At 71.6% G+C, this 24040-nt stretch carries 23 protein-coding genes; 7 read left to right on the forward strand and 16 right to left on the reverse strand.

Annotated features, from left to right (window positions below; translation table 11 throughout):
* Window positions 1-130 precede the first annotated feature (130 nt).
* The 7 genes from ACI2L3_RS20310 to ACI2L3_RS20340 all read right to left on the reverse strand — a co-directional run bounded on the left by ACI2L3_RS20310 (window position 131) and on the right by ACI2L3_RS20340 (window position 8549).
* Window positions 131-1297, reverse strand: a complete 1167-nt coding sequence (locus tag ACI2L3_RS20310) for an aldose epimerase family protein (RefSeq protein ID WP_404753748.1) — start codon at window positions 1295-1297, stop codon at window positions 131-133.
* Window positions 1298-1335: 38 nt separating this feature from the next.
* Entirely contained in the window at window positions 1336-2565 is a 1230-nt protein-coding gene (mmsB, locus tag ACI2L3_RS20315) for a multiple monosaccharide ABC transporter permease (RefSeq protein ID WP_362993055.1), read from the reverse strand.
* Window positions 2566-2575: 10 nt separating this feature from the next.
* Complete coding sequence (gene mmsA / locus ACI2L3_RS20320; protein WP_404754031.1) at window positions 2576-4114, reverse strand: multiple monosaccharide ABC transporter ATP-binding protein; 1539 nt, start codon at window positions 4112-4114, stop codon at window positions 2576-2578.
* Between the two features lie 17 nt (window positions 4115-4131).
* Window positions 4132-5241: a multiple monosaccharide ABC transporter substrate-binding protein gene (gene chvE / locus ACI2L3_RS20325; protein WP_404753749.1), complete on the reverse strand. Its 1110-nt coding sequence runs from the start codon at window positions 5239-5241 to the stop codon at window positions 4132-4134.
* A 3-nt stretch (window positions 5242-5244) separates the two neighbouring features.
* Window positions 5245-6213 carry a hypothetical protein gene (locus ACI2L3_RS20330; RefSeq protein ID WP_404753750.1) on the reverse strand — a complete coding sequence of 323 codons (969 nt, stop codon included), beginning with the start codon at window positions 6211-6213 and terminating at the stop codon, window positions 5245-5247.
* Between the two features lie 159 nt (window positions 6214-6372).
* Window positions 6373-7386 carry a zinc-binding dehydrogenase gene (locus ACI2L3_RS20335; protein WP_404753751.1) on the reverse strand — a complete coding sequence of 338 codons (1014 nt, stop codon included), beginning with the start codon at window positions 7384-7386 and terminating at the stop codon, window positions 6373-6375.
* Window positions 7383-8549: a mandelate racemase/muconate lactonizing enzyme family protein gene (locus tag ACI2L3_RS20340; RefSeq protein ID WP_404753752.1), complete on the reverse strand. Its 1167-nt coding sequence runs from the start codon at window positions 8547-8549 to the stop codon at window positions 7383-7385. The genes ACI2L3_RS20335 and ACI2L3_RS20340 overlap by 4 nt, the downstream gene beginning before the upstream one ends.
* Window positions 8550-8795: 246 nt before the next feature.
* Between ACI2L3_RS20340 and ACI2L3_RS20345 the strand changes: the two genes are divergently transcribed.
* Window positions 8796-9566: an IclR family transcriptional regulator gene (locus ACI2L3_RS20345; RefSeq protein WP_404753753.1), complete on the forward strand. Its 771-nt coding sequence runs from the start codon at window positions 8796-8798 to the stop codon at window positions 9564-9566.
* Window positions 9563-10432: an SMP-30/gluconolactonase/LRE family protein gene (locus ACI2L3_RS20350; protein ID WP_404753754.1), complete on the forward strand. Its 870-nt coding sequence runs from the start codon at window positions 9563-9565 to the stop codon at window positions 10430-10432. The genes ACI2L3_RS20345 and ACI2L3_RS20350 overlap by 4 nt, the downstream gene beginning before the upstream one ends.
* Before the next feature lie 16 nt (window positions 10433-10448).
* On the opposite strand, the gene ACI2L3_RS20355 is transcribed toward ACI2L3_RS20350, so the two are convergent.
* The 6 genes from ACI2L3_RS20355 to ACI2L3_RS20380 are packed head-to-tail and all read right to left on the reverse strand — an operon-like array spanning window position 10449 to window position 16513.
* Entirely contained in the window at window positions 10449-11450 is a 1002-nt protein-coding gene (locus tag ACI2L3_RS20355) for an ABC transporter substrate-binding protein (protein WP_404753755.1), read from the reverse strand.
* Window positions 11451-11479: 29 nt separating this feature from the next.
* A complete protein-coding gene (locus tag ACI2L3_RS20360) occupies window positions 11480-12271 on the reverse strand; it encodes an ABC transporter ATP-binding protein (RefSeq protein ID WP_404753756.1) in 792 nt (263 codons plus the stop codon).
* Between the two features lies 1 nt (window position 12272).
* Window positions 12273-13379 (reverse strand): FecCD family ABC transporter permease, encoded by a 1107-nt coding sequence (locus ACI2L3_RS20365; protein ID WP_404753757.1) that lies wholly within the window; start codon window positions 13377-13379, stop codon window positions 12273-12275.
* Window positions 13376-14644, reverse strand: a complete 1269-nt coding sequence (locus ACI2L3_RS20370) for an MFS transporter (RefSeq protein ID WP_404753758.1) — start codon at window positions 14642-14644, stop codon at window positions 13376-13378. The genes ACI2L3_RS20365 and ACI2L3_RS20370 overlap by 4 nt, the downstream gene beginning before the upstream one ends.
* Entirely contained in the window at window positions 14641-15477 is an 837-nt protein-coding gene (locus ACI2L3_RS20375; protein WP_404753759.1) for a Rossmann-like domain-containing protein, read from the reverse strand. Before ACI2L3_RS20375 ends, ACI2L3_RS20370 begins: the two co-directional genes overlap by 4 nt.
* A 40-nt stretch (window positions 15478-15517) precedes the next feature.
* Window positions 15518-16513 carry a cysteine synthase family protein gene (locus tag ACI2L3_RS20380; protein WP_404753760.1) on the reverse strand — a complete coding sequence of 332 codons (996 nt, stop codon included), beginning with the start codon at window positions 16511-16513 and terminating at the stop codon, window positions 15518-15520.
* Window positions 16514-16711: 198 nt separating this feature from the next.
* Between ACI2L3_RS20380 and ACI2L3_RS20385 the strand changes: the two genes are divergently transcribed.
* Entirely contained in the window at window positions 16712-18136 is a 1425-nt protein-coding gene (locus tag ACI2L3_RS20385) for a hypothetical protein (RefSeq protein WP_404753761.1), read from the forward strand.
* 101 nt (window positions 18137-18237) lie between these two features.
* Window positions 18238-18657: a Fur family transcriptional regulator gene (locus ACI2L3_RS20390; RefSeq protein ID WP_404753762.1), complete on the forward strand. Its 420-nt coding sequence runs from the start codon at window positions 18238-18240 to the stop codon at window positions 18655-18657.
* On the opposite strand, the gene ACI2L3_RS20395 is transcribed toward ACI2L3_RS20390, so the two are convergent.
* Entirely contained in the window at window positions 18587-20572 is a 1986-nt protein-coding gene (locus ACI2L3_RS20395) for a heavy metal translocating P-type ATPase (RefSeq protein WP_404753763.1), read from the reverse strand. The genes ACI2L3_RS20390 and ACI2L3_RS20395 overlap by 71 nt on opposite strands.
* A 157-nt stretch (window positions 20573-20729) precedes the next feature.
* On the opposite strand from ACI2L3_RS20395, the gene ACI2L3_RS20400 reads away from it, so the two are divergent.
* Window positions 20730-21098 carry an ArsR/SmtB family transcription factor gene (locus ACI2L3_RS20400; RefSeq protein WP_404753764.1) on the forward strand — a complete coding sequence of 123 codons (369 nt, stop codon included), beginning with the start codon at window positions 20730-20732 and terminating at the stop codon, window positions 21096-21098.
* Window positions 21099-21403: 305 nt separating this feature from the next.
* Here ACI2L3_RS20400 and ACI2L3_RS20405 read toward each other — a convergent pair whose 3' ends face one another.
* Together ACI2L3_RS20405 and ACI2L3_RS20410 are read right to left on the reverse strand one after the other, a co-directional pair.
* Window positions 21404-22606 carry a glutamate--cysteine ligase gene (locus ACI2L3_RS20405; protein ID WP_404753765.1) on the reverse strand — a complete coding sequence of 401 codons (1203 nt, stop codon included), beginning with the start codon at window positions 22604-22606 and terminating at the stop codon, window positions 21404-21406.
* Between the two features lie 136 nt (window positions 22607-22742).
* The gene (locus tag ACI2L3_RS20410) at window positions 22743-22940 is read right to left on the reverse strand and encodes a hypothetical protein (protein WP_404753766.1); all 198 of its coding nucleotides are present in this window, start codon (window positions 22938-22940) and stop codon (window positions 22743-22745) included.
* A 90-nt stretch (window positions 22941-23030) separates the two neighbouring features.
* Between ACI2L3_RS20410 and ACI2L3_RS20415 the strand changes: the two genes are divergently transcribed.
* A complete protein-coding gene (locus ACI2L3_RS20415; RefSeq protein WP_404753767.1) occupies window positions 23031-23246 on the forward strand; it encodes a hypothetical protein in 216 nt (71 codons plus the stop codon).
* 97 nt (window positions 23247-23343) lie between these two features.
* Window positions 23344-24024, forward strand: a complete 681-nt coding sequence (locus tag ACI2L3_RS20420) for a hypothetical protein (RefSeq protein WP_404753768.1) — start codon at window positions 23344-23346, stop codon at window positions 24022-24024.
* Window positions 24025-24040: the final 16 nt, after the last annotated feature.

Raw genomic sequence — 24040 nt, forward strand, 5'->3', positions numbered from 1 at the left:
GGGGCGGGCAGCGCCGCGCCCCGGCCGTCCGGGGGCGGCGGGGGGCCCCGGGGCCGCTGTTATTTTTTCGTGGCCCCCCCCCGGGACGGGGGGCGGGGGGGCGCGCCGGAGTCCGGACGTACGGGCCGGATCAGCGGGCCGCGAAGGTGTGAACCGTGCTCGACCGGTAGGTCTCGCCGGGGCGCAGCACCGTCGAGGGGAACTTCGGCTGGTTGGGGGAGTCCGGGAAGTGCTGGGTCTCCAGGCAGAGCCCGTCGCCCTGGCGGTACGTACGTCCGGAGGGGCCCGTCAGCGTGCCGTCGAGGAAGTTGCCGGAGTAGAACTGCACGCCCGGCTCGGTCGTGGCGATCTTCATGGTGCGGCCGGACTCCGGGTCCCGGAGGGTCGCGAAGTGCTCGGGGCGGCGGGTGATGCCCTTGTCCAGGACCCAGTTGTGGTCGTACCCCTTGGCGGTCACCAGCTGCGGATGCGCGGTGCGGATGTCCTCGCCCACCGGCTTCGCGCGCCGGAAGTCGAAGGGGGTGCCCGCGACCTTCGCCAGTTCGCCCGTCGGGATCAGACCGGAGTCCGTGGGCGTGAACCGGGAAGCGGCCAGCGTCAGTTCGTGGTCGTAGATGCCGCCGCTGCCCTCGCCCGCCAGGTTGTAGTACGTGTGGTTGGTGAGGTTCACGACGGTCGCCTTGTCGGTGGTCGCCGCGTAGTCGATCAGCCAGTCGCCGCGGTCGGTGAGGGTGTACGTCACCTTCACCCGCAGCGTCCCCGGATAGCCCATCTCGCCGTCGACGCTCACGTGGCGCAGGACGAGGCCGACACCGGAAGGACCGGTGAACGGCTCCACGTCCCACACCCGCGTGTTGAAGCCCTTGGCCCCGCCGTGCAGGCTGTTCTCCCCGTCATTGACGGACAGCTGGTGTTCCTTGCCGTCCAGGGTGAAGCGGCCGCGCGCGATGCGGTTGCCGTAGCGGCCGATGAGCGCGCCGAAGAACGTGGTCCCGGCGACGTACGCATCGAGGTTGTCGTAGCCCAGGGAGACGTTGGTGTACCGGCCGCGCCGGTCGGGGAGTTCGAGGGACTGCACGATGCCGCCGTACGACAGCACCTTCATCCGGGTGCCGCCGTTCGCCAGCGACCAGCGGTACACCTTCGTCCCGTCGGCGAGCCTGCCGAAGAGTTCCTTGGTGGGGCGCGCGCCTTCCTTCGCGTACGGCGTACTCGCGTACGACGTGCCGCCCGCGACGGTCGCGGTGATGCCCGTGGCGGCGGCCGCCGCCAGTACGGTGCGTCTGCTCGTTTCCATGTACGGCTTCCTGTCGTCGTGTTGAGGCGGAGTGCCGGTCACCGGCCGACCTTGCGCTTGTTCCAGACGTCGAACCCGACCGCGGCCAGCAGCACCAAGCCCTTGATGACCTGCTGGTAGTCCGTGCCGATGTTGACCAGCGACATGCCCTGGTTGAGGACGCCGAGCACCAGGCCGCCGATCACGGCGCCCATCACCGTGCCCACGCCGCCGCTCATCGACGCGCCGCCGATGAACGAGGCCGCGATCGCCTCCAGTTCGAAGTTGAGGCCGGCCTGCGGGGTGCCCGCGTTCAGGCGCGCCGCGTACACACAGCCCGCGAGCGCCGCGAGCACACCCATGTTGACGAAGATCAGGAAGGTGACGCGCTTGTCCTTGACGCCGGACAGCTTCGCCGCCGCCTTGTTGCCGCCGAGCGCGTACACGTGCCGCCCGATGACCGCGTTGCGCATCACATAGCCGAGGCCGATGAGGAGGCCGCACATGATGAGCAGCACGACGGGCACACCGCGGAAGCTGGCCAGGGTCAGCGTGAAGGCGATGACGGCGGCGCTGATCGCGACCAGCTTGGCCACCCACAGGCTCGTCGGCGTGACGTCGAGGTCGTACGCGAGCTGCTGCTTGCGGCTGCGCCATTCGCGGAAGACCAGGAAGACGACCGTCACGAAGCCGATGACCAGCGTCGGGTTGTGGTACTGCGTGTACGGGCCCATCTCCGGGATGAAGCCCTTGGCGATGTTCTGGAAGCCGTCGGGGAACGGCGAAAGGGACTGGCCCTCCAGGACGATCTGTGTGAGACCGCGGAAGAGCAGCATGCCGGCCAGGGTCACGATGAACGACGGGATGCCGACGTACGCGATGAAGAAGCCCTGCCACGCCCCCGCGACCGCGCCGATCAGCAGCGAGAGGACGAGCGCGAGCACCCACGGCATGTCGTGTTTGACCATCATCACCGCCGACATGGCGCCGACGAAGGCCACCAGCGAACCGACGGACAGGTCGATGTGCCCGGCGATGATGACGATCATCATGCCGATGGCCAGGATGAGGATGTAGCCGTTCTGCTGGATCAGGTTGGAGACGTTGCTCGGCAGCAGCAGGACGCCGTCCGACCAGATCTGGAAGAGGATGACGATGAACGCCAGGGCGATGAGCATGCCGTACTGGCGCATGTTGGAGCGCACACTGCGCAGCAGCAGTTCACCGACGGAGGCCTTGGCGGGTGGGGTGGCCGCGGTGTCGCGCGGGGGCGTGGTCGTGGTGGTCATGGCGGATGCCTCAGCTTCTGTTCTTGGTCATGTGGCGCATCAGGAGTTCCTGGGTGGCGTCCGCGCGGTCGACCTCACCGGTCAGCCGGCCCTCGGCCATCGTGTAGATCCGGTCGCACATCCCGAGCAGCTCGGGCAGTTCGGAGGAGATGAAGAGGACCGCCTTGCCGTCGGCCGCGAGCTTGTCGATGACGGTGTAGATCTCGTACTTGGCGCCGACGTCGATGCCGCGCGTCGGCTCGTCGAGGATCAGCACCTCGGGGTCGGCGTGGATCCACTTGCTCAGCACGACCTTCTGCTGGTTGCCGCCTGAGAGCCGCCCCACCTGCTCGAACACCGTGGGCGCCTTGATGTTCATGGACTTCCGGTAGCGCTCGGCGACGGACCGCTCGTGGTGCTCGTCGACGAAGCCGTCCCGGCGCCGCATGCCGGGCAGTGAGGCGAGGGAAATGTTGCGGTTGATGTTGTCGATGAGGTTCAGGCCGTACTGCTTGCGGTCCTCGGTGACGTACGCGATGCCCGCGTCGACCGCGGCGGGCACCGTCTTCGTGACGACCTCGCGCCCGCCCACCGACACCTTCCCGGCCACGTACTGACCGTACGAACGCCCGAAGACGGACATCGCGAGCTCCGTGCGGCCCGCGCCCATCAGACCCGCGATGCCGACGATCTCTCCGCGCCGCACGGTCAGCGACACGTCGTCGACGACCTTGCGCTGGTGGTCGACCGGGTGCCGCACCGTCCACCCCTCGACGGCGAGGGCGGGCGAGCCCGCGTCCTCACCCACATAGGGCGTGCGGTCGGGGAACCGGTGGTCGAGGTCGCGGCCGACCATGCCGCGGATGATGCGGTCCTCCGACAACTGCGGTGCCGCATCCGGATTCTCACGGATCGTCAGCGTCTCGATGGTCTGCCCGTCGCGCAGGATCGTCACCGAGTCGGTGATGGCCCGGATCTCGTTCAGCTTGTGCGAGATGATGATGCTGGCGATGCCCTGCTCGCGCAGTCCCACGATGAGGTCGAGGAGTTTCGCGCTGTCCTCGTCGTTGAGCGCGGCCGTCGGCTCGTCGAGGATGAGCAGCTTCACCTCCTTGGCGAGCGCCTTGGCGATCTCCACCAGCTGCTGCTTGCCCACGCCGATGTCGGCGACCGGGGTCTGCGGCTTCTCGTTCAGGCCGACCCGCTTGAGCAGAGCGCTCGCCCTGCGCAGCGTGTCGTGCCAGTCGATGATGCCGCGCCGGGCCTGTTCGTTGCCGAGGAAGATGTTCTCGGCGATGGACAGGTACGGGACGAGCGCCAGCTCCTGATGGATGATCACGATGCCGTGCCGCTCGCTGGCGCGGATGTCCTTGAAGGCCATCCGCTCGCCCTCGAAGTGGATCTCGCCGTCGTAACTGCCGTGCTCGTGGACGCCGCTGAGGACCTTCATCAGTGTCGACTTGCCCGCGCCGTTCTCGCCGCAGATCGCGTGGATCTCCCCGGCCCGCACGGTCAGGTTCACATTCGAGAGCGCCTTGACGCCGGGGAACGTCTTGGTGATGCCGCGCATCTCCAGCACGGGCCTGCTCACTTGAGCTGCCCCGCCGTGAAGTACCCCTCGTCGACGAGGAGTTGCGTGTTTGTCTTGTCGATGCTGACCGGATCGAGGAGGTACGACGGCACGGTCTTCTTGCCGTTGTTGTAGTTCGTGGTGTCGTTGACCTTCGGCTTCTTGTCGTTGAGGACCGCGTCGCCCATCGCCACCGTCTGCTTGGCCAGCTTGCGGGTGTCCTTGAACACCGTCTGCGTCTGCTCACCGCGGATGATGGACTTCACCGAGGCCAGCTCCGCATCCTGTCCCGTGATCACCGGCAGGGGCTGACTCTTCGATCCGTAACCCGCGCTCTTCAGCGCGGAGATGATGCCGAGCGAGATCCCGTCGTACGGCGAGAGGACCGCGTCGACCCGCTCCGAGCCGTAGTTCTTGCTGATCAGGTCGTCCATGCGCTTCTGCGCGGTGCCGCCGTCCCAGCGCAGCGTGGTGGCCTGGTTCATCCGGGTCTGCTTGCTGCGGACGGTGAGCTGACCGGTCTTGAAGTACGGCTGCAGCACCTTCATGGCGCCGTTCCAGAAGTACTTGGTGTTGTTGTCGTCCGGCGAACCCGCGAACAGCTCGATGTTGTACGAGTCGCCGCCCTTCTCCGGCTTGCCGAGCTTCAGCTTCTCGACGATGTACTGCGCCTCGAGCCGGCCGACGCGCTCGTTGTCGAACGACGCGTAGTAGTCGACGTTCTCCGTGCCCAGGATGAGGCGGTCGTACGAGATCACGGGGATGCCCGCGTCGTTCGCCCGCCGCAGGACCTCCGTCAGCGCGGAGCCGTCGATGGCGGCGACCACCAGCAGACTGCGCCCCTTGGTGATCATGTTCTCCAGCTGGGCGATCTGGTTCTCGACCTTGTCGTCGCCGTACTGCAGATCCGTCTTGTAACCGGCCTTCTGGAACTGCTCGGCCATGTTCTTGCCGTCGGCTATCCACCGCTCGGAGGCCTTGGTGGGCATCGCGAGGCCGATGGTGGCGCCCTTGCCGGCGTCCGGCTTGTACCGGCTGCCGCCCTTGGCCTCCTGGCCGCAGGCGGTGAGCGAGCCGAGCAGGACGGCGGTGGCCACCGCGGCGGTGAGGCGCGTGCGGGTGCGCATGGGTCAGCTCCTTTCCGGGAAGCGGTTCAGATCGCCGGGCAGGCGCGAGCCCAGCGGCGACATCCCGGCGCCGGCACCGTGCCGGGCGAGGAGGTCGAGGGCGAGCCGGCCGCGGCGCACGCGCTCGCGGGCGGTGTCGAGGGTGACGTCGCGCAGCTGAGCTCCGTACGGGTAGATCGCGGGCGCCTTCGCGAGCCCGAACTTCAGATACAGCGGCGCCCCGCGCCGGATCAGCTCGGCGATCTCGTACATGCGGATGTAACCGCCGAGGTCGTCCGGCGCCTCCACGTACATGTCCATCGGAGCGCCCGACACCCGCCGTATCTCCGTCAGGTGAGCGAGCGTCAGATCGCTCGGCACGTTCAGCGAGTCCGCACCGAGCTGCTCGTACACGGCATAGGCGGCCGGGTTGACCGGACCGATCAGCGCGGACACCTTCAGCGTCGTGTCGGCCGGGATGATCCCCGCGGTCCGCGCGCGGTGCAGCGTCCACAGCACGCCTTCGTCGGCGACGAGCAGACACTTGACGCCCAGCTCCGTGGCCCGCAGGGCGTCTTCCACACAGCCCGCGACTGCGTCGTGGCCACGGGCACGCAGCCCCGCCCCGCGCGAGTCCGTCCGCACGGACGCACCGGTGTCCCAGGTGCCGCGCGGCCCGGTGAACAGGCAGAGCTCGATGTCGCGCTCGGCGGCCGTCTCCACCATCTCCGTGATCTGGGCGTCGGAGAGCATCCACACGCCGCTGCCCTGGCTGATGCGGTGGATCGGCACGTCGAGCCGCGCGGCCTCCTTGAGCACGACACCGAGCGCCTCGGGCCCCTCGACCGAGGGAATCTCGACCCGCCAGGTCCCCCCGTCCGGGAACGTGTGGGGCGAGGCGTCAGCGGGATCGGGGGCAGGAGCGGCAAGCCCGAGAGCGGCGAGAGCGGGTTCACCGGGCTGTCGGGGACGGGAGGGGGCGGCGTCGGTCACGGCTGTCCTTTTTTGATCATTTCGTTCGACATATCGAACAAGGTTCGCTTCATGGGGCATGCGTCGGTGTGGCCGCGCATGACGTGGGGCGCCACGGTGTTGTACTCAGGGGCGCGGGGAACTGCGCGACCAGCCACAGGCGGCCCGCAGACAAAGACATCAGGGCCGTAGCAGCACCTTCCCGGTCTTGGGATCACCGCCCCCGACCAGGGCAACCGCCTCCCCGAACCGCTCCAGCGGAAACTCGTGCGTGATCAGCGGGGCCGGGTCCAGCAACCCGAGGCGAAACGCCCGCACCGCATCGGCCCAAGCCCCGGACGACGCCCCGAACACGGACCGCACCTCCAGCTGACTCAAGGACAGATGCACGGGATCGATCCCGACGGCCACCTCCGTGAACATCCCGGTGAGCACGACCCGCCCGCCCCTGCGGGCGAGCAGACAGGACGAGGCGGCGGTGGTCGGCGCACCCGCCGTCTCGACGACGAGGTCGAAGGACCCGTTCACGGAGGCCGCCTCCGCGGGGGAGAGCGCCGAGGTCGCCCCGAACCCCCGCGCGAGCTCCCCGCGGGCTGCCCGCGGATCGACGACGGCCAGCTCCGCGGGGCCGCCCGCCGCGAGCCACTGCACCGCGAGCAGCCCGAGCGTCCCCGCCCCGACCACCGCGACCCGCTCGCCGGGCCGCGGCCCGCCCGCCCGGACCGCCGCCGCGATCACGGCGGACGGTTCGAGGAGCGCGGCGGCGCGGAGATCGGCATCGTCATGGAGCGGATGGAGCAGCCGCGCGGGCACGACGACGTGGTCGGCGAAGGCGCCGGGTTCGGTGAACCCGGTCTCCGCGTAGCCGCCGCCGCACAGGCTCGTCTCGCCGTACCGGCAGCGCTCGCAGACCCCGCACGTGCGGAACCCCTCGGCGACGGTCTTCCGGCCGACGAGGCCGGGGTCGACGCCGCCGCCGACGGCCACCACGGTCCCGGACCACTCGTGGCCGGGAATCACCGGGTAACGGACGTACGCGGCGTCGCGGTGTCCGTCGTACACCTCCCGGTCGCTCATGCAGATCCCGGCGGCGGCCACCTCGACGAGGGCCTCACCGGGGCCCGGCTCGGGGCGCGCCCCGGTGACGAGGCGGTGGCTGCCGGGGCGGTCGACGACGACGGCGCGCGATGTCATGCCTCGGCCCCGCCGGGGGTCCGCTTCTCCCAGCCCTCGGCCCACAGGTCGAACCGCGCCCGCTGCTGCGGGAACTCGGCCGCGGCGTCGGTGTCCAGCTCGACGCCGAGGCCGGGCTCGTGCGACAGGTGGAAGCAGCCCGTCTCCGGGTCGACCTGCGGGGCGCCCTTGACGACCTTCTTGATCTCCGCGTCCGCGAAGTCGTTGAAGTGCTCCAGGATCTTGAAGTTCGGTGCGGTGAAGCCGACCTGGAGCGAGGCGGCGGTCAGCACCGGGCCGCCGACGTTGTGCGGGGCGACCAGCATGTAGTGCGTCTCGGCCGTCGCCGCGAGCTTGCGGGTCTCCCAGATGCCGCCGATGTGGCCGAGGTCGGGCTGGATGATGTCCACGGCCTGGCTCTCGAAGAGCTCGCGGAACTCGATCCGGTCGTGGATGCGCTCACCGGTCGCCACCGGCATGTCCACCTTGGCGGCGACTTTCTCCAGCGCCTTCAGGTTCTCCGGCGGCACCGGCTCCTCCAGCCACGCGGGCCGGAACGGCGCGAGGTCGCGCGCGAGCCGGACGGCGGTGGCGGGCGAGAACCGGCCGTGCATCTCCAGCATCAGCTCGGCGTCGGGCCCGATGGCGTCGCGCACGGCCTCGATCAACGAGACGGCGTACAGGCTCTGTTCGTGGTCCAGCTCGTAGTGGCCGGTACCGAACGGGTCGATCTTCAGTGCGCGGTAGCCGCGCTCCATGACGCCCTGGGCGGCCTTGTGGTACGCCTCCGGGGTGCGCTCCGTGGTGTACCAGCCGTTCGCGTACGCCTTGACGCGGTCGGTGACCTTCCCGCCGAGCAGCTGCCAGACGGGGACGCCGAGCGCCTTGCCCTTGATGTCCCAGCAGGCCATCTCGATGACGGCGATGCCCGACATCACGATCTCGCCGGCCCGGCCGTAGTCGCCGTACTTCATCCGGCGCACCAGGTCCTCGACCGCGAACGGGTCGGATCCCTTGATGTGGTTGGCCTCCGCCTCGCGGAGGTAGCCGATGAGCGCGTCGGTGTGGCCGAGCATGCGGGTCTCGCCGATACCGGTCAGACCCTCGTCGGTGTGGACCTGGACATAGGTGAGATTACGCCACGGCGTCCCGACCACATGCGTGCTGATTCCCGTAATGCGCAAGGCAGTTGCCCCTTGACTTGTTCGGTATTTCGTCACACGTTCGAAATGTTGGCGTGACGGTATTCACGGTGGCCGGAAGGTGTCAATGGGTCTCGCGGAACGGTCTTGGACGGGTTCGCGTTCGCGCTGCCGGGACCCGGCGGCCATTGCGCCGCGAACTGCGCCGTGCCTACCCTGTGTTCGTCATATCGATCGGCGACCGAAGTTTCGGACAGTTTCGGGCGCGCAGGGTGGGAGGCCGAACTCATGGGACGACTGGTGCCCGCGGTGACCAGGTCGCTGGACATACTCGAACTCTTCCTGGAAGGGGACGGTACGTTCTCCGCGCCCGAGGTCACCCGCAGACTCCAGCTGCCGCGCACCACCGTGCACGAGCTGCTCACCACCCTGGCGGCCCGCTCGTATCTCGTCCAGATCCCGGACCAGCCGGGCCGCTACCGACTCGGCGTGCGCACCTACCAGCTCGGCAGCCGGTACGCGGAACAGCTCGACCTCGCCGCCGAGGGCCGGCAGGTGGCCCGCGAGGTCGCCGAGACCTGCGACGAGACCGTCCACGTCGCGATCCTCGAGGACACCGACGTCATCTACATCGCCAAGGTCGACTCCACGCACGCCGTGCGCATGGTCTCCGCGGCCGGCCGCCGCCTGCCCGCGCACTGCACCTCGGTCGGCAAGATGCTGCTGGCCTCGCTGCCCCCGTCGGAGCTCGAACTGCGGCTTCAGGGCCGGGAGTTCACCGCGATGACCGCCGACAGCATCACCGACCCCGACGAGCTCCTCACCGCCCTCGCCGACATCCGCGAGCGGGGCGTCGCGGTCGAGCACCGGGAGTCCAACCCGGACGTCAGCTGCGTGGCGGCGCCGGTGCGGGACGGCGCGGGACAGGTCGTCGCGGCGCTCTCCATCTCCGTGCCGATGATCCGCTGGAGCGAGGAGCGCGAGCGCGAGCTCGCCGAGCTGGCCGCCAAGGGCGCGGGCGACCTGTCCGTCCGTCTCGGCCACCGGGGCGCGCGATGAGCCGTGCGTACGCGAGGAGCCGCGCGTACGACGTGGCGGTGCGCGCGGAGGCCTCCCTCGGCGAGGGCCCCACCTGGGACGCCGCCACCGGCCGCCTCATCTGGGTCGACATCCTCGGCTCCCGCATCCACACGTACGCCCCCGGGGACGGCCGGCGCACGGTCATGGCGACCGAACAGCACGTCGGCGCCGCCAAGCCCCGGGCGGGCGGCGGCCTGGTGGTCAACCTCCGCGACGGCATCGGCCTGTACGGGCCGGGCGGCGCGCCCTTCAGCTGGTTGCTGCGCGACCCGGTGCCGGGCCGCCGCGGCAACGACGCCGCCGTCGCACCCGACGGCGCGCTCTGGGCGGGCACCATGCGCTACGACGAGGCGCCCGGCGGCGGCAGCCTCACCCGAGTCGGCCCCGACGGCACCGCGACCGAACTCCTCGGCGACGTGGCCGTCAGCAACGGCACCGGCTGGAGCCCCGACGGACGCCTCGTCTACTACGTCGACAGCCCCACCCGCCGTATCGACGTACTCGACCACGACGGGCAACAGGCCCTGAACCGGCGGCCGTTCGCGCACATCGAAGAGGGCGCGGGCTTCCCCGACGGGCTCACCGTCGACGCCGACGGCTGTGTGTGGGTCGCGCTCTGGGACGGCGGGGCCGTCCGCCGCTACACACCGGACGGCCGCCTCGACCGGACCGTGGAGCTCCCGGTGCGCCGCCCCACGGCCTGCGCCTTCGGCGGACCGGACCTGCGCGACCTATACATCACCACGGCCCGCACCGGCCTCGACCGTCCGCACCCCCTCTCGGGGTCGGTCCTGGTCGTGCCGGACGCGGGCCGCGGGCTGCCGGGCGTCCCCTTCGCGGGCTGATCTCTCGCGGGCGAGCTCAGCCCTTGCGGTCCAGCTCCCTCAGGTACTTCCCGAACTTCTCCAGGCCGTCGATGTTGCGCGGCCCGCTGATGCCCTCGTTGTAGTCGAGGACGAAGAAGTTGTCCTTCTTGACGGCGGGCAGCTCCTTCGTGTGCGGGGACTTCTTCAGGAAGTCGATCTTCTTCTTCGCGGGCTGGTCGCCGTAGTCGAAGATGATGACGACCTCGGGCTCGGCCTTGGTCACGGCCTCCCAGTTGACCTGCGTCCAGCGCTCGTCGAGGCCGTCGAAGATGTTCCTGCCGCCCGCACTCTTGATGATGTCGTTGGGCGGGACCTGACTGCCGGCCGTGAACGGCTGGTCGGTGCCGGAGTCGTAGAGGAACACCGGCACCCGCTCGCCACCGCGGGGCGCCTTCTTCTCCACGGCCGCGACCCGCTTCTTCAGGCCGTCGACGACCCGGTCCGCCTTCTTCTCCACCCGGAAGATCTTGCCGAGTCGCTCCAGGTCGCTGTAGAGCGCCTTGAACGGGGTGACCTTCTCCGGGTGCCCGGGATAGTTGAAGCAGCTCTCCGTGTGCATGAAGCTCTGGATGCCGAGCTTGTCGAGGATCTTCGGGGTGATGCCGCGCTGGTCGCTGAAGCCGGAGTTCCAGCCCGCGACGACGAAGTCGGACTTGGCCTCGACGACGAGCTCCTTGTTGAGCAGGTCGTCGCTGAGCATCTTCACCTTGGCGTACTCCGACGCCCAGGGGGACTCGCTCACCGGCGGGTTGGCGGGCGGCATCACATATCCGTGGACGTGCTCGGTCAGGCCGAGGCTGAACAGCTTGTCCGCGCTGCCGCCCTCGTACGCCACCGCACGCTGCGGAACCTTGTAGGGGACGGGCTCGCCGCAGCGCTTGACGGTCGTCTTCTCCGCCGCCTTGCTGCTGCTGTCCGAGTCGACCTCGGCGCCGCAGCCGACGAGCAGAGTCAGCGCGAGCGCGGAGCCGGCCGCGATGGAACGGGTGTGGGACATGGGGAGTTCGGTGCCTTTCACAGGGGATGTCAGAGGGAGGGGTGGAGCGCGTAGAGCAGCTGCGGGTCACCCGTCAGCGGATGCGTGATGACGCTGGCCTTCACGCCGAACACATCGGCCACCAGCTCTTCGGTGAGTACGTCGGCGGGTGGTCCGCAGGCCACGAGCCGCCCCTGGGACAGCACGCCGATCCGGTCGCACGCGGCCGCCGCGAGGTTGAGGTCGTGCAGTACGACGAGGACGGTGAGCCCGGCGCCGCGCAGATGCGAGAGGACCTCTATCTGATGGCGTACGTCGAGGTGGTTGGTCGGCTCGTCGAGGACGAGGACTTGCGGTTCCTGGACGAGGGCGCGGGCGAGCAGCACGCGCTGCCGTTCCCCGCCGGACAGGGTGAGAACGCCGCGCCGGGCGAGGTGGTGGATGTCGAGCCGCTCCATCGCCCGGACGCACAGCTCGCGTTCGCGCGCGGTGAGCGGCTGGTTGCCGCGCTGGTGCGGGGCCCGGCCGAGCGCGACGACCTCCTCGACCGTGAAGTCCAGCTCGACGGCGCCGTCCTGGGTCATGGCGGCGACGAGCTGGGCGCCGCGGCGCATCGTGAGCCGGGCGATGTCGTCCCCGCCGACCCGGACGGTGCCCGTCGCAGGGCGCAGCGCCCGGTAGACACAGCGCAGCGCGGTCGACTTCCCGCTGCCGTTCGGGCCGACCAGGCCGACGACCTGCCCTTCGCCCACCTCCAACGACAGATCGCGCACGAGGCTCCTGCCGTCGATGACGACCCCGAGCCCCTCGATCCGCAGATCCGATCCCACCGTCTCACCCATCTCAACGCCCCCCGAACACATAGCCCTTGCGGCGCATCAGGCCGATGAACACCGGCACGCCGACGAGCGCCGTGATGACGCCCAGCGGCAGCTCGCGCGGCGCGACCACCGTCCGGGACAGCAGGTCGACCCAGACCATGAAGACCGCGCCGACCAGCGGCGCGACGGCGAGCACCCGGGCGTGCGTGGCGCCGACGACCATCCGCACCAGGTGCGGCATGACGAGCCCCACGAAGCTGATGGCGCCGCTCACCGCGACCATCACTCCGGTGATCAGCGAGACGAGCACGAGCAGGGACTTGCGGTGCCGGTCGGGGCTGACGCCCAGACTCGCGGCGGTCTCGTCGCCGAGCGCCAGGACGTCGAGCGCCCTGCCGTACCGGTACAGCGCGGCGACACCGAGCAGCACGACCGCGGAGACGACGGGCAGCGTGCCCCAACTCGCCGCGCCGAAGCTGCCCATGGTCCAGTACAGGACCATCGCGGTCGCCTCGCTGTCCGGCGCGAAGTAGATGATCACGCTCATCACGGCCTGGAAGCCGAGCGACATGGCCACGCCCGTGAGGACCAGGCGCAGCGGCGAGAGGGAGCCACGGTCGCTCGACGCGGCGTACACGAGGAAGGACGCCACGAGCGCGCCGACGAACGCGCCCGCCGACACCGCGTACACCCCGAGCGCCGCCAGGCCGCCGGTCACCGTCACACCGACCGCGCCCACCGACGCCCCCGAGGAGACACCGAGGACGAACGGGTCGGCGAGCGCGTTGCGCACCATCGCCTGGATGGCCACCCCGACCGCGCTCAGCCCGGCGCCCACCAGCGCGGCGAGCAGCACGCGCGGCGTCCGGATCTGCCAGATGATCTGGTACGTCGTCGTCTCGTCGGCGCCGATCCGGCCGCCGCTGAGCGCCGCCCACAGATAGCGGGCGGTCTCGGCGGGCGACACGTAGGCGGCGCCCAGGCCGATCGCCACGACGACCGACACTACGAGTACGAGGAAGAGCGCGACGCACGTCAGCAGCAGGGCCCCGGGGGAGGCGAGCCGCTCCCGGACGGCGACCCGGGGCTTCGCGGCCCCGTCCGGCGGCGCCTCGACGACGGTGCTCACGCGGCACCCGCCTTCGACGTGTCGCGCGGCACCAGGGCGGCGGCGCCGAGCGCCACGAGCACGAGGGCGCCGAAGGCGGCCGCGGTGCCGGGGTAGCCGGCCAGGCCGAGACCGGCACCGCCGAGCGCCGCGCCGACGAACACGCCGAGGCTCTGGCCCGCCGCGTTCAGGCTCAGCGCCGAGCCGCGCAGCGTGGTCCCGCAGCGGCGCACGATGAGGCTGACCACGCACGCGGCGACGATCGCGTGGCTCGCCGCGTGCAGCGCGGTCATGGTGAGGGCCAGCGGCAGCCAGTGCGTGAAGTAGAAGCCCACGACGGAGACGAGGGCGGCGACCAGGCCGATGGCGAGCAGCCGTTCCGTGCCGATACGCGGCTCCGCCGAGTTGGTGATCCGCCCGGTGAGGAGGTTGCTGACGAAGAACGCCGCGCCGCTGAGCGTCCACACGAAGGCGAAGAGCCCGGCGTCGAGGTCGAACCGCTCCTCGTAGAAGGCCGCGAGGTACGACAGGTAGCCCATGAACACCGCGGTGCGCAGGAACCCGATCAGCAGCAGCGGCACCGCGCCGCGCACGGCCGCGAGCGCCTTGAACGAGGCGAGGTAGCCGAGGCGCGGCGCGTCCTCGACGGCCTCGGTGCCGTCGTTCTCCCCCTGCCGCCCGCGCCGGGCCACGAAGACCACCGCGAGCAGCAGCGACACGACGGTCACACCGATCAGGTCGCCCTGCCAGCCCCAGAACAGCGCGGGCAGCGCGATGACGGGGGCGGCGAGCATGGCGGTCATCGACTGGGTGGCCGTGACGAGGGTCGCCGCGCGCCCCGCCGCCTTGCCGCTGCCGAAGCGGTCGGCGGCCGCGGCGGTCAGCGCCGGGTTCAGCACGGACGTACTGGCGCCGATCAGCAGACAGAACACGGCGAGCAGGGCGAAGTCGCCGACGGCGCCGAGCGCGGCCGTCAGCCCGAGTGCGGCGAGCGCGCCCGCCGCGGCCCACTCCTTGGGCACCCGGTCGATCAGCGGCGCGAGCGCGGTGCCGACCAGCAGGGCGGCGAGACCGCCGAGTCCGCGCAGACCGCCCATCGCGGCGACGCTGCTGCCCGCCTCGTCGGCGATGGGCACCAGATACGTGCTGAAGACGGTGAAGGGCAGCAGCCCGACCGCGGAGGCGAGCAGCACCGGCCACAGCGTGCGGGCCATCCGCAGGTCACCGGGGATGGGTTCCTCCGCCTGCGCCGCGGGCGCGGTGTCCTTGGTGGCGTCGACGCTCACGCAGCCGCTCCGTCCGTGAGGGCGGCGCGGTAGCGGTACATCGGGGTGGCGTCGGCGCTGAACTGGGAGAACGTGAACGGCTCCGCGTTGAGCCCGGTGACGCCGGCGCCGAGGAAGGCGCGGGCGACGGCGCTGCCGCTCTGGGCGTAGACGACCAGCGGCACGCCGTGCTCGACGCAGTGCCGCAGGATCAGGTCGAAGGTGCCGTTGCTGAGCGTCATGCCGGTGGCGACGACCGCGTCGGCCTGTGCGAGCACCTCGGTCATGTCGTCGGAGACGGGCTCGCCCCACGCGGTCGTCCGCAGGTTCAGATCGCAGGGCAGACAGACGCCGCCCCGCTCCCGTATCGCCGCGACGAGCGGGTTGACCACGCCGATCAGGGCGACCTTCGCGCCGGGTTCGATGTCGAGCAGCCCGGCGATGGCCGCGTCGCGGGCCTCGGCCCTGACCTCGGGCGTGCCGGTGGGCAGCATGACGCGCTCGGCGTCTTCGGCGTCGCGGTGCGGGCGCACCCGGGCGAGGTAGGCGTCGAGGGCGGCGGTCCGCACGGGCGCGGACTCGTCGCGCAGGAGTTTCTCCAGGGAGTGGCCCGAGGCGTTCTCGCAGAAGCCCGGGGCGAGTTCGCCCGCTTCGAAGGAGCAGGCGCCGAAGGAGTCGCCGACGCGGAGCAGCAGATAGTGGTTGTGGTAGGTGACGTCGCCGCCGGCCAGCCGGGTGGTGTTGTACAGCCAGAACGCGCTGGTGACGGTGAGTTCGGCCGGATCGGGGCCGTGCGCGCCCGCGAGGACGGCCTCGGTGAGCTCCGCGACGGTGTGGGGCGTGGGGTGTGACATGTGTGATCTCTCTGGGGGTGGCCGAGGGGAGGCGAGGGGTTCAGGCGACGGCGGCGGGCGGCCAGGCCGTCGTGGACCAGGGGTGCTTGAGGTCGCCGAGCGAGGTGATCTCGTGCGGCTTCAACGTGTCGATGTCCAGGGCCTGTTCGTGCCGCGCGTAGGCGCTCTCGACGTAGCGGTGGCCGGTGTCGGCAGCGATGAAGACGTACGTGCGCGTGTCGTCCCCGCGCCGCTCCCACAGCGCGCTCAGGTAGGCGGCGCCCGCCGAGAGCCCGGCGAAGATGCCGCTGGTGCGGAGCAGGGAGACCGCGCCGGACAGGGCGCTGTCGAAGTTCACCCAGTGCACGCGGTCGTACAGTTCGTGCCGGACGTTGCGGAACTCGATGGCGCTGCCGATCCCGGCGATGATCATGTCCGGGTCCGCGACGTGCTCGGAGCCGAAGGTGACGCTGCCGAAGGGCTGCACGCCGACGAGCGACACGTCGCGGCCCGCCTCGCGCAGGTAGGTGGCGAGGGCGCCGGTGGAGGCGCCCGAACCGACCCCGCCGACCAGCGCGACAGGTCCGCCGGGCAGTTCCTCGTCCAACTCCGCGGCCACCTCGCGGTAACCGTAGTAGTGGATGTCGTCGTGGTACTGCCGCATCCAGTGGTACGAGGGGTTCTCCGCGAGGATCTCGGCGATCCGCCGCACCCTCAACTCCTGGTCGAGACGCAGGTCTTTGGACGGCGCGACCTGCTCCAGCGTGGCGCCGAGTATCTCCAGCTGCACGCGGGTCGAACGGTCCACCGTGGTGGAGCCGACGATGTGGCACTTCATTCCGTAGCGGTGGCAGGCGAGCGCGAGGGCCTGGGCGTAGATGCCGCTGGAGCTGTCGATGAGGGTGTCGCCCGGCCGGACGGCTCCGGATTCGAGCAGGTGCCGGACGGCTCCGAGGGCGGAGTAGATCTTCATGGTCTCGAACCGAAGGCAGGCCAGGTCCGGTGCGAGGGATATGAGATCGGGTTTCTTCATCGCTTCTGCGATGTGTGCGTGCATGACGGAGACCCCCCGTTGGGACATGAGGACACGAGGACTTGAGGGCGCAAGGACTGGAGGTCCGGGGGAGAGCGGGCGGCCCCCGGGACGCCGAGAGCATCACACTAGATGAAAATGATTGTCAAGAGCGAGTAAGGTCGGCACACTGGTGCCCGCGGGGTGCCGAGCGGCGCGCGCCGCGATGTCGAGGGGAGTAGCGTGAAGCTGATCCAGGAGGCCGGAACCAGGCCCCGCCCGCCACAGCAGGGACCGCCGCCGAGCACGGGCCCGGGCGTGGCGGCGGGCACGGGAGTGGGTACCGCCTTCGGTACGTTCGGCGAACTGCTGCAGGGCGTACTGCCGGAGGAGGACGGCGACTTCCTCGTCACGCTGCCCGTCGCGCGATGGACGATGGCCACGTTCTCCCAGGGGTCCGACTCGGGGGAGCTCGAAGTGTGGCCGCCGCACAAGACTAAGGCGCTCCGGCTCGCCCGCATGATCGCCGAGTATGCGCCGCGGAGGCGGGGCGCCCCGTCCGGCGGGGTGCTCACCGTCAGCAGCGTGATCCCCGAGGGCAAGGGCCTCGCCAGCTCCTCCGCCGACCTCGTCGCCACGGCGCGGGCGGTCGGCCGCGCCCTCGACATCGCGATGCCACCCGCCAGGATCGAGCGGCTCCTGTCCCGCATCGAACCCACCGACGGCGTGCTCTACCCCGCGATCGTCGCCTTCCACCACCGCAGCGTCCGGCTCCGCTCGGTCCTCGGCTCACTGCCCGCGATGGCGGTGGTCGGCATCGACGAGGGCGGCTCGGTCGACACGGTGGACTTCAACCGCATCCCGAAACCGTTCACCCCGGCCGACCGGCGCACCTACGCCACCCTGCTCGACCGGCTCACCACCGCCGTCCGCGCCCACGACCTCGCCGAGGTCGGCCGGGTCGCCACGCGCAGCGCCCTGATGAACCAGACCCTGCGCCCCAAACGCCTGTTGGAGCCCATGCGCGACATCTGCCACGAGGTCGGCGGCCTCGGCATCGCCGTCGGCCACAGCGGTACGACCCTGGGCATCCTCCTCGACGCCACGGACCCCGCGTACACGCGCCGGGTCACGGCGGCGGCGGAGGCGTGCGCGGGGTTGGTGGGGGAGACCTTGCGGGCTGGGGCTGGGGCTGGGCTTGGGTCTGGGCCCGGGGTCGGGGCCGAAGCTGGAGTTGGGCCAGGGGGCGGAGCCGGGCTCGGGGCCGTAGCCAGGGTAGGAGCCGGACCTGGCACCGGAGTCGGCGCCGGGGCTGCGGAGGGGTCTGGGCCTGGGCCTGGGGCCGGGGCCGAAGCTGGAGTTGGGCCAGGGGGCCGAGCTGGGCCCGGGGTCGGAGCCGGACCTGGCACCGGAGTTGGCGCCAGGACTGCGGAGGGGCCTGGGCCTGGGGTCGGGGCCGAAGCTGGAGTTGGGCCAGGGGGCGGGGCCGGGCTCGGGGCCGTAGCCATGGTCGGCGCCGGGCCTGGCACCGGAGCCGGGGCTGCGGAGGGGCCCGGGGCCGGGGCCGGCGTGACGGTCTATCGGACCCTCACCTTCGGCAACTGTCATGGCGTGGCGCCGACCTACGCCGCGCCCGCCACGCCTCACCCCCAGCAGGACGTGCCGTGACGAGATCCCGCCCCGGGGCCGGGGCCGGGGCCGGGGCCGGAGTCGGGGTCCGAGTCGGGGAGGAGCGTCGGCGGGGCGGCGCCAGGGCGGTCGCTACCGGGGTGCGCAGGACTCGGCAGCGTGACGCCGTGCTCGAAGCGCTCGGGTGCTGCGGGGAGTTCGTCTCCGCGCAGGAGCTGCACGCGCTGTTGGCCGGTTCGGACAGGGCGGTCGGTCTCACCACCGTCTACCGCGCCCTGCGCGAGCTCGACCGCGCCGGTCTCGTCGACGTCGTACGCGACGAGACCGGCGAGCGCCTCTACCTGCGGCGCCCCACCGACGAGCACCGGCACTACCTCATCTGCCGCCGCTGCGGCCGGAGCCGCCCGGTGGACGCGGGGGACGTCGAGGCGTGGGCGGAACGCCTGGCGGAGACCACCGGTTTCGCCGAGCTGGAGCACACGCTGGAGCTCAGTGGGGTGTGCGCGGAGTGCCGTCCTGGGGGCGCCACGCCGAACTGCGGAGCAGGCGGAGGCCGTTGAGGCCCACCAGGATGGTGGAGCCCTCGTGGCCCGCCACGCCGAGGGGGAGGGGCAGGTGGCCCGCCAGGTCCCAGACCACCAGCGTGCCGATGCAGACGGAGGCGATGACGAGGTTCTGCACCACGACCCGCCGGGCGCGCCGGGAGAGGGCCACGACCGCCGGGACCGCGGTGAGCTCATCGCGTACGACGACGGCGTCGGCGGTCTCCAGGGTCAGGTCGGAGCCGGTCCCGCCCATGGCGATGCCGGTGTGTGCGGCGGCGAGCGCGGGCGCGTCGTTGACGCCGTCGCCGACGACGAGGACGCGCTCCCCACGCTCCTCCCACTCGCGTACGGCGGCGACCTTGTCCTGCGGCAGCAGCCCGGCCCGTATGTCCTCGATCCTCGTCCCCCGTGCTGTCGGCGCGGCGGCCCGTGCGCTGTCACCGGTCAGCAGCGTCGGCGCGGAGCCCGTGAGGTGACGCAGCGCGGCGACCGCTTCGGCGGCGCCGGGCCGGGGCAGGTCCGTGAGGTGCAGGGTGGCGGCGGGGACACCGTCGACCAGGACGACGGCGACGGTGCGGCCGTCGTCCTCCCGCAGGTCCGGCACGGCCCCGTCGACGAGCCGGTCCGGGCTGCCGACCTCGACCGCGCGGCCCGCCACGACCGCCCGCACACCGCGCCCCGGCCGCGCGGCGAAGTCCCGCGCGGTCTCCAGGGCGAGGCCCCGCTCGCGGGCGGCGGCGACCACGGCGCGGGCCAGCGGGTGCTCGCTGGGGTGCTCGGCCGCAGCGGCGAGCGCGAGCACGTCGTCCTCGGACAGGTCCGTGCCGGGCAGCGGCCGGATGTCCGTGAGCCGGGGCGCGCCCTCGGTGAGCGTGCCCGTCTTGTCGAGGGCGACCTTGGTCACGGAACCCAGCCGCTCCATGACGACGGCGGACTTGACGAGCACGCCGTGGCGGCCGGCGTTGGCGATGGCGGAGAGCAGCGGCGGCATCGTGGCGAGGACGACCGCGCACGGCGATGCCACGATCATGAAGGTCATGGCCCGCAGCAGCGTCTCCTCGAAGTCGGCGCCGAGCGCGAGCGGGACGGCGAAGAGCGCGAGGGTGGCGGCCACCACGCCCACGGAGTACCGCTGTTCGACCTTCTCGATGAACAGCTGCGTCGGCGCCTTCGTCGCGCCGGCCTCCTCGACCATGGCGACGATGCGGGCGATGACGGAGTCCGCGGGGTCGCGGTCGACGCGGACGCGCAGCGCGCCCGTGCCGTTGAGGGTGCCGGCGAACACCGTGTCGCCCGCCGCCCGTGGCACGGGCAGCGGTTCACCGGTGATCGTGGCCTGGTCGACCTCGCTGCTCCCGTCGAGCACGGTGCCGTCGGCGGGCAGCCGCTCACCCGGCCGTACGAGAACGGTGTCCCCGACCCGCAGGGCATCGACCTCGACCCGCTCCTCGCCCGGCCCCCCGGCTCCCTCGGTCACCCGTACCGTCATGGCCGGGGCCAGATCGAGCAGCCCGCGCACGGAGTCCGTGGTGCGCCGGGTGGCGAGCGCCTCCAGCGCCCCGGACACCGCGAAGATGACGATGAGCAGGCCGCCGTCGAGGAACTGCCCGATGGCCGCCGCGCCGAGGGCGGCGACCACCATCAGCAGGTCGACGTCGAGGCTCCGCTCCCGCAGCGCCCGGAGACCCGCCAGGGTCGGCTCCCAGCCGCCGGCGACGTAGCAGAGGACGTACAGCGGACCCCAGAGCAGCGCCGGTGCCCCGGCGAGTTCGAGCGGACACGCAAGCAGGAAGGCGGCGGTGGCCAGCGCCGCCCAGCGGGCCTCGGGCAGGGCGAGGAAACGGGTGCGGCGCGGCCGGGCGGGGCCGGGAGGGGCACCGGGGGCCGGGGCCGGCCGGTCGCCCACCAGGGCGGAGGACGCGGGGGACATCGGGCACACCTCTTCGTGGACGGGGGCAGGGCGAAGGGGCCGGGCGGCGAGGGGAGGGGCCACGCGGCGGCGCGGACCGGGGCGGCCACACGACCGCTCCTCACCATAGCGGAACACATGAAGAGGTCTTCAAGTGTATGACGAGTAGGATTGCCGCATGGGACACGGAGTCGACAGCGAGATCAGCCCTGCCACACACCTCGACGCGGACTCCGCCGCCACGATCGCCGCCACGCTCCAGGCGCTGGCCACGCCCTCCCGCCTGATGATCCTCAGCAAGCTGCGCCAGGGCCCGTGCGGGGTCGGCGCGCTGGCCGAGTCGGTCGGCATGGAACAGTCGGCGGTCTCCCACCAGTTGCGCCTGCTGCGCGCCCTCGGCCTGGTCACCGGCGCCCGCGAGGGCCGCCGCATCGTCTACAGCCTCTACGACAACCATGTCGCCCAGCTCCTGGACGAGGCGGTGTACCACATCGAGCATCTGCGCCTGGGCGCCCGCGACGTGCCGACGCGCGGCGACAAGGGCTGAGGCCGGCTGGCCGGCTGACCGCCTGACCCGGCGACCGGATGGCCGACCGGCCGACAGCCGGGGTGAGCCGCATCCAGGGCCGGAGCCCCCCCCGGACCGCCGCAAAGCCGCCCCCGGGCAAGGGGCAACGCCCCCGACGAGAGGGAACGCCCCCGGCAAGGAGCAGCCGAGCAACTCCACGGACCGTCACGCCCCCGCCGCCGCCCCCGCTGCTCCATCCAGGTGACCCCGTGCCTGCCGGTGTGGATCACGGGCAGGCGGAGGGTGGCCCCCTGCCTCGTGCCCCGAGCGGGGCGGGGGTCACTTCATTCGAGTACTCCGAGCTCAGGGCCGGGCTGTTGCTCGGTGTGCGTGGGCGGGGTCCGGTGGCGGGCACCGGGGACGCGTGGGCGTACGTCCGGGGAGGGGCTCACGGCGGTGCGGTCGGCGACGTCGTCGACGACGTCGCGCAGGCTGCCCGCGTACGCGTGGGCGGCGCGCTGCCGCTCGGCGCCACCGCCGTACGCGACGAGCTGCCGCAAGACCGCCGTGACCTGGCGGAGTTCGCCGTGCTCGGCCAGGGCGGGGCGGGCGTACTCGAGGAGCCGGCGGACCTGGTGCGCGGTCGGGACGAGCCGGCTCGTCCGCGGATCGAGGCTGTGCCCGGTCAGGCCGTCCCGGGCGCAGCGCCAGTACGCGGCACGCAGCAGGGCGTCGTCCACGGCGGGACCGGGATCACCGCGGCGCACCCGCTCCAGGGCCTCGACGACCAACGCCCGCACCAGGACGGCGAACACCGCCGCCTCCTCGACGCTCGTGGTGACGTCCATCGCCCTGATCTCCACCGTGGGCAGATGGGCGCACGGGCGCACGTCCCAGTAGAGCGAACGTTCCCCGAGGGTCGCACCGGCCACCTGCAGCGAGGCCGCGAGCGCGTCGTAGTGGGCGGCCGAGGGAAAGTACGGCGGGGGACCGGCCACGGGCCACCGCGTGCCTCCCAGGGTCCGCCAGCTGCAGTACCCGCTGTCCCGCTCCTCCCAGAAGGGCGAGTTCGCCGCCAGCGCCACGAGGGTGGGCAGCCACGGCCGCAGATGATTGCTGACCAGGACGGCGTGGTCCCGGTCGGGAACCTCTACGTGTACGTGCAGACCGCTGAAGGCGAACGTGTCGTACAGCGACCGGAACGTCTCGACCTGGGCGAGATAGCGCGGATCGGTGTTGAGCGGTATCGGCGCGCGCATGCCCAGCAGCGGCGTGGCGGACGCGACGAGGCGCAGACCCTCGTCGGCCGCGGCACCGGCGACGGCCCGGCGGACGCGCCGCAGGTGGCGGAGGAGCTCGCCCAGGGTTTTGCAGGGTGGCGTCTTGCCCTCCACCTGGTACTGCGACGCCTCACCTGTGACCAGGTCCCCGACCACCGGTTTCAGGCGGGGCAGGACCCGGGAGGCTGCTGCGACGACGGCACGGTGCGAGGCGTCGACGAGGAAGTACTCCTCCTCGACGCCGACGGTGGGAAGATGGTCCGCCATACGTGTCGTGTCCTTCGGGGAGTCGGGTCGGATGACGCGTGCTTGTCCACCTTCCTCGCCCGGAGCCCCGACTGCGAGCCCGCGTCACCGGGCTCAACGGAGCACGCCCGCAGGGCACATGGTGCTCGCGCCACGCTCAGGAGTCGGGGTGTGCCGGAGCTTTCAGCTTCCATCCGGTGCCGGTGCAGTCCCGCTGCGGCGGCGGAAAGCGGTGGCCGCGCACGTCGGTGCTGTACCGGTGGTGCTGCCCGCACCGGCATTCGTAGATCCCGGACTCGGGGACGATCTCGCCGGGCTGGAAGATCTGCTCGCCCCGCTCTTCGTTGTCGTTCATACGTCCGGTCTAAGGGCCCGCCCGCGCCGGCGCGACTCGGGCGGCGCCGGTCGGGCTGCGGACCGGCCCCGTCCACCGCACCCTGGACGCATGGCTACCGATCGCCCTGTCGTCGTATACCCGCCCGATGAAGAAGGCGGCCGACGCGTGCGTGTCGACGGACAGATCTCCGGCCGTGCGTACAGCCTCGGGGACGTGGCGGCGTTCATGCAGGAGGCGGGCCTCCAGTCGTTCGACGAGATGGACGTCGTACGCTCGGCCCTCATCGAGTGGCGCGGCGGCGGGCCGGAAACCTGGACAGACTGATCCTGGACATACTGACAACCGGCCCCGCCCCGCCCTCCCCGCCAAACGTCCCGCCCTCCCCGCCGAACGTCCCGCCGGGCGCGATAGCGTCACGCCCGTGACGACCAACGCCCGCGGGCTCACCCCCGACTCCACCGAGAGCACCACGGCATGCGCCGGCCAGGGACGCACCGCCCGGCTGGTCACCGACATCACCGTCCTGCTGATCCCCGTCGCCATGTTCGCGGTCCCCGTGGCCCTGGTCCGGGCGGGGACGATCTCCGACGCGTTCCTCCTCCTGAACATCGGCTCGCTGTTGATCAGCGTCATGGTGGCGGCCTATGCCCCCATGGGCTGGCACTCCCGCCTGCACGACGGTGACCTCCTCTCCGCCCGCACCCTCACCGGGCGGCGCACCGTCGACCTGCGCCGGCTCACCAAGGTCGGCCGCCTCGAAGTGCCCGGCGAGACCCGGATGGACGACCGGCTGATCCTGACGGACGCACACGGGGTGCGGGTCATCCTGAACAAGCTGAAGGGCGGCGACGCCACCGTCGACGCGCACGTCCGCCGCGCGCTCATGATGCGACCTCCCGGGGCGGGCGTGGTCGTGTCGGACCGTGCCGCCGAACGCCTGGACCTGCACAAGGAGTTGGCCCGCCCGAACAGCCGCTTCCGGGCCGGCCGCAAGATCCGCGAGGGGCTCATCGGCTGGCTGCCACTGCTGTCCGCCTTCGTGGTGACACCGGTGTCCTTCGGTCTCTTGGCGCTGGCTCTGACGCTCGCCGACGTCCTGTGAGCCGCCCTGAGGCGGC

The organism is Streptomyces sp. NPDC029674 (assembly GCF_044903205.1).
Lineage (GTDB): Bacteria > Actinomycetota > Actinomycetes > Streptomycetales > Streptomycetaceae > Streptomyces.